Raw genomic sequence first — 12,239 nt, 5'->3', positions numbered from 1 at the left:
TGTATGTGCGGTGGGCGGAGCCGTGCCCTCTTCGCTGATGTTCCGCGAGGGGAGAAACCATGAAGGTTGGACTGAGGACCCGCGTCGGCGCGGGCGTCGCCGCGCTGGTCGGCATCGGGTCCGTGCTGGTCGGCGCGGCCCCGGCGATGGCACACGGGAGTTGCCAGTACGTACCGGACTACGACCGCCGGATCGGCTGGGGCTGCGTCCTGGACGGGCACGTTCAGGCGTACGTGCACGACGACGCGGCGGACAACAAGGGCCTGCGTATCCACCTGTGGACGTCGACGCCCGGCACGAAGTACGTGGTGGGCGACGGCAACGGCAGCCAGCGCGGCGACGGTTGGAAGACCGTCTCCGGCGAGCGCATCACCTACTACAAGGTCTGTGCCGGCGTGGACGGTGTTGACTCGATCTGCAGCCCACGGGTCGCCGCCTGACAGGTGAGTGACGGGGCGGGCGGGTGTGCTTACCGCCCGCCCCGTCTCATGCCTGCTGAAGTTGCGCGAGCATCTGGTTGATCAACGCCAGCTCCGACTGCTGGCCGCTCACCATCGTCTTGGCGAGCCAGACGACGTCCTCGTCGTCCGAGGAGTCGATGATCGCCTGCGCCATGTGGACCCCGCCCAGGTGGTGGTCGCGCATGCGGGTCAGGTACTGGATGTCCAGGTCCTTGCCCGTGGCCTTGCGCAGCTCGGCCATCTGTTCCGGGGTGGCCATGCCCGGCATGAGGTTGTTGACCACCGAGCCCGCCGAGTCCGGCATCCACGCCATCGGCGGCTGGGAGCTGGTCGGGCTGAGCCCCCAGTCCCGCAGCCACGCCTGCATGTACCCGATCTGCTGATGCTGGGTCAGCGCGATGTCGCCCGCCAGGGTGACGATCTGCGGGTTGGTCGAGTTCGCGTGGGCGATCATCGACATCTCGACCGCCTGGGCGTGGTGGGTGCTCATGTCACGCAGGAAGCCGGCCTCGACCGAGTCGTCGGCGGGCGTACGCAAATGGGGGATGAGCAGGCCCAAGGTCGCGCCGACCACCAGGCCGAGGACGAGCGTCGCGGCGATCCAGCCGACTCCCCAGCGGCGCCGGGTGGGCCGCTGGGGCTCGTCGCCGGACGAGGCGGCCGGGGCCGCCGCGTCCGGGTCGGTGTCGGTGTCCATTACTTGTTCATACTCGTTCCGTTGGGGGCGGCGGTCACCGGGCCGGTGGCGGTGTTGCCGCCGGAGCAGGCCGCGCCGGGCTCCTTGGTGGCGTTGATCCGCAGGGCCTTGATGAACTCGTCGATCCGCGAGTCGTCCGCGCTGTCGACCTTGAGCTGGTAGCCCCACGCCTGCAGCGCCACGTTCTTGTCGAGGTTCGCGACCGGGCTGAGCATCAGGTAGTCCTTGCCCTCGACCTTGTCGGAGAGCGCCTTGACCTGGTCGGCGGGCAGGCCCTGCTTGTACGTCACCCAGACGGCGCCGTGCTCCAGGCTGTGCACCGCGTGCTCGTTGGCGATCGGCTCGGTGTACACGTCGCCCATGCAGTTCTGCCACACCGAGTTGTGCGCGCCGCCCACGGGCGGGTTGGTGACGTACGTCAGCGGGCCCCCCTTGTGTTCCTGGGAGTCGATCTGCGGGTTCTTCTGGGCGCGGTAGTTGACGATGCCCTTGATGTCGGCGGCCTTGTCCTCCCACGACTTGCCGCCCTGCACCGCCGCGTAGGCCCCGAACCCGATGATGCCGACGGCGACCAGCACGACGGCGGCGACGACCGCGATGGGGCCCCAACTGCGACCGCCGCTGACCTTGACCGGCGTGACCGGCTTGCGGCCCTTGCCCTTGGCGCCCGGCTTACCGCCGCCGGGCTTGCCGCCGCCCGCCTTGGCGGCCGGCTTGGCGCCGCCCGCCGGGGGCTTGCCCTGGCCGGACGTCTTGTCGACCTTGACCGTGGACGGGTTCCGCTCGGGACCCGGGCTGCTGATGCTCATCGTGCCTCATCAATGTGTTCGAAAATTGAGGGCCGGGCCCGTGAGCAGGGCACCGGGACGCCGCCGAACGCCAAAGTCTACCCGGATAGCATGACTCGGTGACTCCCGCCGACCTTGCCACCACCGTTCTCGACGCCGCCCGGGCCGTGTTCGCCGCTCGCGGCCTCGACGCGAGCGTGCTGCCCGCCTCGACGACCGTCGAGCGGCCCCGCAACCCCGAGCACGGAGACTACGCCTCGACGCTGGCCATGCAGCTCGGCAAGCGGGCCGGCGTCGTGCCCCGCGAGCTGGCCGCCGCGCTCGCCGAGGAGCTGGGCCGCCGCGCCGGGATCAAGAGCGTGGAGATCGCCGGGCCCGGCTTCCTGAACATCCGCCTGGACGCCGCCGCGGCGGGCCAGCTGGCCCGCGACATCGTGCTGGCGGGCGCGGAGTACGGCCACACCGCCCGCCTCACCGGCCAGCGGATCAACCTGGAGTTCGTCTCCGCGAACCCCACGGGCCCCGTGCACATCGGTGGTGTCCGGTGGGCGGCGGTCGGCGACGCGCTGGCCCGGCTGCTGAGTGCCTCCGGCGCCGACGTCGGCACGGAGTACTACTTCAACGACGCCGGGTCCCAGATCGACCGGTTCGCCAAGTCCCTGTACGCCAGCGCCAAGGGCGAGCCGGTGCCGCAGGACGGGTACGGCGGCGAGTACATCGCGGAGATCGCGGCGGCGGTGCTGGTGGCGGTGCCGGACGCGCTGCTGCGGCCCGAGCCGGAGGCGCTGGAGGTGTTCCGGGTCGAGGGCGTGCAGCTGATGTTCGCCGAGATCAAGGCGTCGCTGGCGCAGTTCGGGGTGCACTTCGACACGTACTTCAACGAGAAGGACCTGCACGACCGGGGCGAACTGGACGAGGCCCTGGCGCGGCTGCGTGAGCAGGGCCACATCTTCGAGTCGGACGGGGCCACCTGGCTGCGCACCACCGACTTCGGCGACGACAAGGACCGGGTGCTGCGCAAGTCGGACGGCGACTGGACGTACTTCGCCGCGGACTGCGCCTACTACCTGGACAAGCGCAAGCGCGGCTTCGACCGGGTCGTGATCATGCTGGGGGCGGATCACCACGGTTACATCGGCCGGATGAAGGCCATGGCCGCCTGCTTCGGCGACGACCCGGCGACCAACCTGGAGATCCTCATCGGCCAGATGGTCAACCTGGTTCGCGACGGGGAACCGCTGCGGATGAGCAAGCGGGCCGGCACGGTGGTCACCCTGGAGGATTTCGTGGATGCCCTCGGCGTCGACGCGGCCCGGTACGCGCTGGCCCGGTACTCCTCCGACTCCTCGATCGACATCGACATCGACCTGTGGACCAGGGCCACCCGCGACAACCCGGTCTACTACGTCCAGTACGTGGCCGCCCGCACCGCCGCGGTGGCCCGCAACGCCGCCGAGGTCGGACTGACCCGCGGCGAGCCGGACGCCTTCCAGCCGGGCCTGCTCAGCCACGAGAAGGAGAACGACCTGCTCAAGGCGCTGGGGGAGTATCCGGCCGTGGTGGCCAGCGCGGCCGAGCTGCGCGAGCCGCACCGGGTCGCTCGTTACCTGGAAGAGGTCGCGGGGGCGTACCACCGGTTCTACGACAAGTGCCGGGTGCTGCCCATGGGCGACGAGCCGGTCACGGACCTGCAGCGCGCCCGGCTGTGGCTCAACGACGCCACCCGTACGGTGATCGCGAACGGGTTGGGCCTGCTCGGCGTCTCCGCGCCGGAAAGGATGTGACCCGTGAGGGCTCATGAGGCGGGTGCGCTGCACGGTGACCTGGGCAGCCGGGGGCCGGCGTGGCTGCGTACCCCGGAGGACGTCAACGCCCTGGTGCCGCAGCTGTGGCCGCGGACCGTGACCCGCGCGGACGACGGGGCCCTGACCATCGGCGGGCGCAGCGTGCGCGAGCTGGCCACGGAGTACGGCACCCCGGCCTACCTGCTGGACGAGGCGGACCTGCGGGCCCGCTGCCGGGACTTCGCGGCGGCCTTCGCCGGGGCGGACGTCTACTACGCGGGCAAGTCGTTCCTGTGCAAGGCGGTCGTGCGGATCGTCGCCGAGGAGGGCCTGTTCCTCGACGTGTGCACGGGCGGGGAGCTGGCCGTCGCGCTGGCCGCCGGGTTTCCGCCGGAGCGGATGGGCTTCCACGGCAACAACAAGTCCACCGCGGAGCTGACCCGGGCGCTGGACGCGGGCGTGGGCCGGATCATCCTCGACTCGTTCCACGAGATCGACCGGCTGACCGCGCTGGCCCGCGAGCGCGGGGTCCGGCCCGCGGTGCTGATCCGGGTCACGGTCGGGGTGGAGGCGCACACCCACGAGTTCATCGCGACCGCGCACGAGGACCAGAAGTTCGGCTTCTCGCTGGCCGGTGGGGCCGCGTTCGAGGCGGCCGTGCGGGTGCTGGACGACGACGTGCTGGACCTGCGCGGGCTGCACTCGCACATCGGCTCGCAGATCTTCGACACGTCCGGGTTCGAGGTCGCGGCGCGGCGGGTGCTGGAGCTGCAGGCGCAGATCCGCGACGCGCGCGGGGTCGAGCTGGTGGAGCTGGACCTGGGCGGGGGCTTCGGCATCGCGTACACCACGCAGGACGACCCGTCGCCCGCGCCGGACCTGGCGAAGCGGATCAACAAGATCGTCGAGTCGGAGTGCGAGCTGGCCGGGCTGCGCGTGCCGAAGCTGTCCGTCGAGCCGGGCCGGGCCATCGTGGGCCCGGCCGTCTTCACCCTGTACGAGGTCGGCACGGTCAAGGACGTCGACGGCATCCGCACGTACGTGAGCGTCGACGGCGGGATGAGCGACAACATCCGTACGGCGCTGTACGACGCGTCGTACTCCGCGACGGTGGCCGGGCGCGTGTCGGCGGCCGAACCGTTGCTGGCCCGCGTCGTGGGAAAGCATTGTGAAAGCGGGGACATCCTCGTGAAGGATGAATTCCTGCCCGCCGACGTGCAGCCCGGAGATCTTCTCGCGGTACCCGGCACCGGGGCGTACTGCCGGAGCATGGCCAGCAACTACAACCACGTGCCCCGGCCCCCGGTGATCGCGGTGCGCGACGGGGAGTCGCGGGTGATCGTCCGGCGAGAGACCGAGGCCGACCTGCTGAGTCTGGATGTGGGATGAGTTCTGAGCCAACCCGCGGAAAACCCGTGCGACTGGCGCTGCTGGGGTGCGGCACGGTCGGCGCCGAGGTGGTCCGGCTGCTGCACGAGCAGGCCGGCGACCTGACGGCACGGATCGGGGCGCCGCTGGAACTGGTCGGCATCGCGGTCCGCCGTCCGGGCCGCCAGCGCGGCGACCTGCCGGTCGACCGGGCCCTGTTCACCACGGACGCGCTGGGCCTGATCAAGCGCGACGACGTGGACGTGGTGATCGAGGTCGTGGGCGGCATCGAGCCCGCCCGTACCTGGATCGTCGAGGCGCTGCGCGCCGGCAAGAGCGTGATCACGGCGAACAAGGCGCTGCTGGCGGAGGACGGCGGCACCCTGCACGACGCGGCGGCCGACGGCGGCGCGGACCTGTACTACGAAGCGTCCGTGGCGGGCGCGATCCCGCTGCTGCGCCCGCTGCGCGAGTCGCTGCACGGCGACCGGATCACCCGGGTCACCGGCATCGTCAACGGCACCACCAACTACATCCTGTCGTCCATGGACACCACCGGCGCGGGCTTCACGGAGGCCCTGGAGGAGGCCACCGAGCTCGGGTACGCCGAGGCCGACCCCACCGCCGACGTGGAGGGTTTCGACGCCGCCGCGAAGGCCGCCATCCTCGCCTCCCTGGCGTTCCACAGCCGGGTCACCGCGGCCGACGTGTTCCGCGAGGGCATGACCGGGGTGACCGCGGGCGACGTGGCCAGCGCCAAGGAGATGGGCTGCACGATCAAGCTGCTCTGCCTGGCCGAACGCGGCCCGGACTCGCGCGGCGCCGAGTCGGTCAGCGTGCGGGTGCACCCGGCGATGATCCCGCGCAGCCATCCCCTGGCCAGCGTGGGCGACGCGTTCAACGCGGTGTTCGTCGAGGCCGAGGCCGCCGGGCAGCTGATGTTCTACGGCCGCGGCGCCGGGGGTACGCCGACCGCCAGCGCCGTGCTGGGCGACGTGGTCGCGGCCGCCCGCAACCGCCTCGCGGGCACCCGCGCGCCGAGCGAGAGCGTCTACGCCCACCTGCCGATCCGGCCCATCGGCGAGGCGGTCACCCGCTACCACATCAGCCTCGACGTGGCCGACCGCCAGGGCGTACTGGCGACCGTGGCCGGGGTGTTCGCCAAGCACGAGGTCTCCATCGCCACGGTGCGCCAGTCCGGCCGCGAAGCCGACGCCACCCTGGTGATCGTCACGCACGGCGCCCCGGACTCGCACCTGGCCGCCACGGTCGCGGAACTGGAGCAGCTCGACATCGTTAGGTCGATCGCGAGCGTGCTGCGCGTGGAGGGCGGCGCCTGATCCCGGCAGGTGGTCACGGGCCGTCCCACAATCGGTGAATACGGCATCATCGAACCGTCGCAGTTGCAGGTGAAGGGGTACGAGATGAGCTGGCGGGGACTGATCGAGGCGTACCGCGACCGGCTGCCGGTCACCGATGCCACGCCGGTCGTCACGCTGCACGAGGGAAACACCCCGCTCGTGCCCGCCCCGGTGCTGTCCCGGCGCGTCGGTGCCGAGGTGTACCTGAAGGTCGAGGGCGCCAACCCGACCGGGTCCTTCAAGGACCGTGGCATGACGATGGCCGTCTCCAAGGCGGTCGAGGACGGCTCCAAGGCGATCATCTGCGCGTCCACGGGCAACACCAGCGCGTCCGCCGCCGCGTACGCCGCGCGGGCCGGGCTGACCTGCGCGGTGCTCGTGCCGCAGGGCAAGATCGCGCTGGGCAAGCTGGCCCAGGCGCTGGTGCACGGCGCCAAGCTGTTGCAGGTGGACGGCAACTTCGACGACTGCCTCGCGCTGGCCTCCAAGCTGTCCCAGGACTACCCGGTCTCCCTGGTCAACTCGGTGAACATCTTCCGCCTGCACGGGCAGAAGACGGCCGCGTTCGAGATCGTCGAGGCGCTCGGCGACGCCCCGGACGTCCACTGCCTGCCGGTGGGCAACGCGGGCAACATCTCCGCGTACTGGATGGGCTACCAGGAGGACCACGACGCCGGCAACGCCAAGCGACTGCCGAAGATGTACGGCTTCCAGGCCTCCGGCGCCGCCCCGATCGTCAACGGCCAGGTGGTGCCGGAGCCGTCCACCATCGCCACCGCGATCCGGATCGGCAACCCGGCGAGCTGGACGAAGGCGCTGGACGCCCGGGACACCTCCGGTGGCCTGATCGAGGCCGTCACCGACCGGGAGATCCTCAACGCGTACCGGTTGCTGGCCCGCGAGGTCGGGGTGTTCGTGGAGCTGGCCAGCGCGGCCAGCGTGGCGGGGCTGCTGCAGCAGGGCGAGGCGGGCCGGGTGCCGGCCGGCGCCACGGTGGTCTGCACGGTCACCGGCCACGGCCTCAAGGATCCGGAGTGGGCGATCAGCACCGCCCCCAAGCCCACCACGATCGGCAACGACGTGGTGCTCGCCGCCCGCGCCCTCGACCTGGCCTGAACCCCCCGGGGCAGGGGCAGACCCGCCGAACGGGTCGGGCAGACTGTGAGGTCTGGTCGACCTTTTCGGGGGAAACATGTCCGTGCTGACCCGGTTCAGCCTCGCCAACCGTGTGCTCGTGGCGCTGATCGCGCTCGTGGTCACCGGCTTCGGCATCTACGCCATCCCATCGCTCAAGCAGCAACTGCTGCCCTCGCTGGAGTTCCCGGGCGCGTTCATCGGCGCCACCCTGCCCGGCGCCAGCCCGGAAATCATCGAGGAGCAGATCACCCGGCCCATCGAGGACGCCGTCAAGGGCGCCGACGGGCTGGAGAGTCTCACCTCCACCACCCGCGAGGGCTCGGCCACCATCCAGGTGATGTTCGCGTTCGGCACCGATCTGGACAATGCGATCAACCAGCTCACCACGTCGGTGAACCGGATCCAGCCGACCCTGCCGGCCGGGGTCACCCCGACAATCTTCGCGGGCAGCACGGACGACATTCCCGCGATCGTGCTGGCCGCCTCGGGCGGGACGAACCAGGCCGAGCTGGCCGACCGGCTCGACAAGGACGTGGTCCCGGAGCTCAGCGCCATCGAGGGCGTCCGCGCGGTGAGTGTCACCGGCGCGCGCCAGCAGCAGGTCGTCATCACCCCCAACCAGGCCAAGATGGTCGCGGCCGGGGTCAACCCCGCGTCGCTGGCCACGATCCTGCAGGCCAACGGGGTCTCGGTGCCCGCCGGTGCGGTTACGGACGGCAGCCGCTCGCTGAGCGTGCAGGTCGGCACGCCGATCACGTCGGTGCAGCAGCTGCGCGACATCTATCTGACCGGCAGCCGGGGTCCGGTCAAGCTGGGCGACGTCGCCACGGTCGAGAGCAAGCTGGCCACGGCCACCTCGTACACCCGTACCGAGGGGGTCGACAGCCTCGGCATCGAGGTCACCGCGGCGCCGGACGGCAACCCCGTACTGATCTCCGACCAGGTCCGGGCCAAGCTGCCGGAGCTGGAGAAGAACTCCGGGGCCACCCTCACGGTCATCAGCGACCAGGCGCCGTTCGTCGAGAAGTCCATCAAGAGCCTCACCACCGAGGGCATGCTCGGCCTGCTCATGGCGGTCATCGTCATCCTGGTCTTCCTGATGTCGGTGCGCTCCACGCTGGTCACCGCGGTCTCCATCCCGCTGTCGGTGCTCGTGGCGCTGATCGCGCTGTGGGTCGGCGACTACTCGCTCAACCTGCTGACGCTCGGCGCGCTCACCATCGCGGTGGGCCGGGTCGTCGACGACTCGATCGTCGTGCTGGAGAACATCAAACGACATCTCGGGTACGGCGAGGAGAAGGTGCACGCCATCACGGCGGCGGTGAAGGAGGTCGCCGGTGCGGTGACCGCCTCCACGCTGACCACGGTGGCGGTGTTCGCGCCGATCGCCCTGGTCGGCGGGTTCGTGGGGCAGCTGTTCGCGCCGTTCGCCATCACGGTCACCGTCGCGCTGCTGGCGTCGCTGCTGGTGTCGCTGACCATCGTCCCGGTGCTGGCGTACTGGTTCCTGCGTCCGGCCGGGGGCGGCAACGAGGCCCCCGAGGTGCGGGCGGCCGCCGAGGCGAAGGAGCGGCGCAGCCCGCTGCAGCGCACGTACCTGCCGGTGATCCACTTCGCCACCCACCGGCGGTGGACGACCGTGCTCATCGGTGTGCTGATCCTGGTGGGCACGCTGGGTCTGGGCTCGAAGCTGGAGACCAACTTCATCGACCAGTCCGGCCAGGACACGATCATGATCAACCAGCAACTGCCTGCGGGCACCAGCCTGGCCGCCACCGACGCGGCGGCCCGGCAGGTCGAGGCGGTGCTGAAGGACAACTCCGACGTCGACACGTACCAGGTGACGGTCGGCAACGGGACGTTCAACCCGTTCGCGGGGGCGGCCGACGCCAGCGGCGCGAACTTCATCGTGCACCTCGAACCGGACGCCGACGCGGAGGTCGTCTCCGAACAACTGCGGGACAGGTTCGACGGCATGAGCGGCCTCGGTGAGGTGACCGTCGGCGGCGACAACGGCTCGGGCTTCAACGCCGACCAGCTCTCGGTCATCGTCAAGGCCAGCGACCCGACCGTCCTGAACACCGCCACCGAGCAGGTGCGCCAGGCCATGGCCGCGACTCCGGGCGTCACGGACGTCGGCACCAACCTCGCCGCCAACGTGCCGCGGCTCGACGTCACGGTCGACCGGGCGGCCGCCGCCCGGGCCGGGCTCACCGAGGCGGGCATCGCCCGCACCGTGGCCGGTGCGTTCCGCCCGGCGCCCGCCGGGCAGATCACCGTCGACAGCGAGTCGCAGAACGTCGTGATCTCCCTGGGCACGCCGCCCGCGAACGCGGACGCGCTGCGCAAGCTGCCACTGCCCACCGCGACGGGCGTCGTCACGCTCGACCAGGTCGCCGACGTCACCGAGGCCTCCGGCCCCGAAGAGGTCACCCGCATCGACGGCAACCGCAGCGCCACGGTCACCGGCACCGCCACCGGCTCCGACGTCGGCGCGACCACCCGGGAGCTGACCCAGAAGCTGGACGCGCTGACCCTGCCGGCCGGTGCGTCGAAGGAGATCGGGGGCGTCAGCGAGCAGCAGAAGGAGGCGTTCGCCGACCTCGGTCTCGCCGTACTGGCGGCCATCGCGATCGTCTTCATCATCATGGTGGCGACGCTGCGCAGCCTGGTGCAGCCGCTGGTGCTGCTCGTGTCGATCCCGTTCGCCGCGACCGGCGCGATCATCCTGCTGCTGCTCACCGGTACGCCGCTCGGCGTGCCCGCCCTGATCGGCGTGCTGATGCTGGTGGGCATCGTGGTCACCAACGCGATCGTGCTGATGGACCTGATCAACCACTACCGCCAGTCGGGGATGGGGGTCCAGGAGGCGGTGGTCGAGGGTGGACGGCACCGGCTGCGGCCGATCCTGATGACCGCCATCGCCACCATCTTCGCGCTGCTGCCGATGGCGCTGGGCCTGACCGGGGAGGGCGGGTTCATCTCCAAGCCACTGGCCATTGTGGTCATCGGTGGCCTGGTCAGTTCCACGCTGCTGACGCTGGTGCTGGTGCCGACGCTGTACACGATGGTCGAGAACCGCAAGGAGCGGTCGCGGGCCAAGCGGGAACGGCGCCGGCTGCGCAAGTCGGGTGGGGACGCGCCGCGGCATGCCGCCGACGAGTCCGCACCGGCCGCTCCCCAGGCGCCGGGCGCCGGTGGCGGGGCGCACGAGGCCCCGGAGCCGGTGCACTTCGAGGCGGCGTCGCCCGAGGAGGCCAAGCCGGCGGACGCCCCGCAGCCCGGGGGTGCGCTGCGCGGATACACGGACCAGTTCGAGGTGCTGCGGATGCCGCGCCGTCCGGAGACGCCGCCCGCCTGACCGGACGCGTACCGGCCGCGCGCGGTAAAGCGCGCGGCCGGTAGGTTTCCGTACGTGGCCAGTTCGCTGTCGGTCCTTACCCGCAACCGGGACTTCCGCCGCCTGTTCGGCGCCGAGCTCGTCGTGTTTGGTTCCGACTGGTTCGTCATGGTTCCCCTGCTCGTGCTGCTGCCCCAGCTCACCGGCAGCGGGGTGTGGGGCGCGCTGGTGCTGGCCGCCGACACGGGGATCAACGCGCTGCTGCTGCCGTACACGGGAACCGTGGCCGACCGGATCGACCGGCGGGTCATCCTGGTGGCCGCCAACCTGGCCGCGCTCGCCTCGATGCTGCTGCTGTTCGCGGTCCGCTCGGCGGCGACGGCCCCGCTGGCACTGGTCGCCGTGGGAGCGATGGCGGTCGCCAAGGCGTTCTACTCGCCCGCGGCGTCGGCGGCACTGCCCAACGTCGTCGACCCGGACGACCTGGCCGCCGCCAACGCGGTCGCCGGGTCGGCCTGGGGCACGATGACCATCGTCGGCGCCTCCCTCGGGGGCGTGTTCAGCACCGCCTTCGGCCCGTACGTGAGCTTCGCCGTGGCCGCCGTGAGCCTGGCGCTGGCCGCCGTGCTCACCGCGCTGATCCGCCGCCCGTTGCAGGCCCCGCGCGAGGCCGGGCCGCCGCCGCGGGCCTGGCCCGCGCTGGTCGAGGCGCTGCGCTACATCGGCGCCCGGCCGCGGATCCGGGCCCTGGTCACGGTGAAGTCCGCGGTCGGCCTCGGCAACGGGGTCCTGACGGTGTTCCCGCTGCTGGCCGCGCTGTACGGCGCGGGCCCGCTGGGCACCGGCCTGCTGTTCGCGGTGCGCGGCGCCGGCGCCCTGGTCGGCCCGCTGCTGATGCGCCGGGTGCTCGGCCACCGGAGCTGGCTGCTGCCCGGCCTGGCCCTGTCGATGAGCCTGTACGGCCTGGGCTACCTCGGCGTGGCGGTCGCCCCGTGGTTCTGGCTGGTGCTGGTGCTGGTCTTCGTCGCACACTTCGCGGGCGGCACGAACTGGGTGCTGTCGAACTACGCGCTGCAGGGCGAGGTGCCGGACCGGCTGCGCGGCCGGGTGTTCGCCACGGACATGATGCTGGCGACGCTGGCCATCGCGGTGAGCCAGCTGGGCGCGGCCACGGTGGTCGACCGGGTCAGCGAGCAGGTCGTCCTCGCCGGCTGCGGCCTGATCACCCTCACGTACGCGGTCGGCTGGCGCATCGCCACCCGCCGGCTGTCGCTGAGCCCGGTCCCGGCGGACACCTGAGATT

General features: G+C 71.4%; 9 protein-coding genes. 7 read left to right on the top strand and 2 right to left on the bottom strand.

Annotation, left to right across the window (positions count from 1 at the left end):
• Positions 1 to 59 precede the first annotated feature (59 nt).
• Complete coding sequence (locus EV385_RS08470) at positions 60 to 440, top strand: hypothetical protein (RefSeq protein ID WP_130508963.1); 381 nt, start codon at positions 60 to 62, stop codon at positions 438 to 440.
• A 46-nt stretch (positions 441 to 486) separates the two neighbouring features.
• On the opposite strand, the gene EV385_RS08465 is transcribed toward EV385_RS08470, so the two are convergent.
• Both EV385_RS08465 and EV385_RS08460 read right to left on the bottom strand, forming a co-directional pair.
• Positions 487 to 1,158: a DUF305 domain-containing protein gene (locus EV385_RS08465; protein WP_130508962.1), complete on the bottom strand. Its 672-nt coding sequence runs from the start codon at positions 1,156 to 1,158 to the stop codon at positions 487 to 489.
• Positions 1,158 to 1,967 carry a DUF3105 domain-containing protein gene (locus EV385_RS08460; protein WP_130508961.1) on the bottom strand — a complete coding sequence of 270 codons (810 nt, stop codon included), beginning with the start codon at positions 1,965 to 1,967 and terminating at the stop codon, positions 1,158 to 1,160. The genes EV385_RS08465 and EV385_RS08460 overlap by 1 nt, the downstream gene beginning before the upstream one ends.
• A gap of 98 nt (positions 1,968 to 2,065) precedes the next feature.
• On the opposite strand from EV385_RS08460, the gene argS reads away from it, so the two are divergent.
• The 6 genes from argS to EV385_RS08430 all read left to right on the top strand — a co-directional run bounded on the left by argS (position 2,066) and on the right by EV385_RS08430 (position 12,235).
• Positions 2,066 to 3,730 (top strand): arginine--tRNA ligase, encoded by a 1,665-nt coding sequence (gene argS / locus EV385_RS08455; RefSeq protein WP_130508960.1) that lies wholly within the window; start codon positions 2,066 to 2,068, stop codon positions 3,728 to 3,730.
• Positions 3,731 to 3,733: 3 nt separating this feature from the next.
• Positions 3,734 to 5,119 carry a diaminopimelate decarboxylase gene (lysA, locus tag EV385_RS08450; protein WP_130508959.1) on the top strand — a complete coding sequence of 462 codons (1,386 nt, stop codon included), beginning with the start codon at positions 3,734 to 3,736 and terminating at the stop codon, positions 5,117 to 5,119.
• Complete coding sequence (locus tag EV385_RS08445; protein ID WP_130508958.1) at positions 5,116 to 6,438, top strand: homoserine dehydrogenase; 1,323 nt, start codon at positions 5,116 to 5,118, stop codon at positions 6,436 to 6,438. Before lysA ends, EV385_RS08445 begins: the two co-directional genes overlap by 4 nt.
• 84 nt (positions 6,439 to 6,522) lie before the next feature.
• The gene (gene thrC / locus EV385_RS08440) at positions 6,523 to 7,575 is read left to right on the top strand and encodes a threonine synthase (protein WP_130508957.1); all 1,053 of its coding nucleotides are present in this window, start codon (positions 6,523 to 6,525) and stop codon (positions 7,573 to 7,575) included.
• A 76-nt stretch (positions 7,576 to 7,651) separates the two neighbouring features.
• Positions 7,652 to 10,957, top strand: a complete 3,306-nt coding sequence (locus EV385_RS08435; protein WP_130508956.1) for an efflux RND transporter permease subunit — start codon at positions 7,652 to 7,654, stop codon at positions 10,955 to 10,957.
• 54 nt (positions 10,958 to 11,011) lie between these two features.
• Positions 11,012 to 12,235 carry an MFS transporter gene (locus tag EV385_RS08430; RefSeq protein WP_130508955.1) on the top strand — a complete coding sequence of 408 codons (1,224 nt, stop codon included), beginning with the start codon at positions 11,012 to 11,014 and terminating at the stop codon, positions 12,233 to 12,235.
• The last annotated feature ends 4 nt before the right edge of the window (positions 12,236 to 12,239 follow it).

Source organism: Krasilnikovia cinnamomea (assembly GCF_004217545.1).
In the GTDB taxonomy this organism is placed as follows: domain Bacteria; phylum Actinomycetota; class Actinomycetes; order Mycobacteriales; family Micromonosporaceae; genus Actinoplanes; species Actinoplanes cinnamomeus.
The sequence above is the reverse complement of the archived record's forward strand: the minus strand, read 5'-3'. Positions and strand labels throughout refer to the sequence as shown.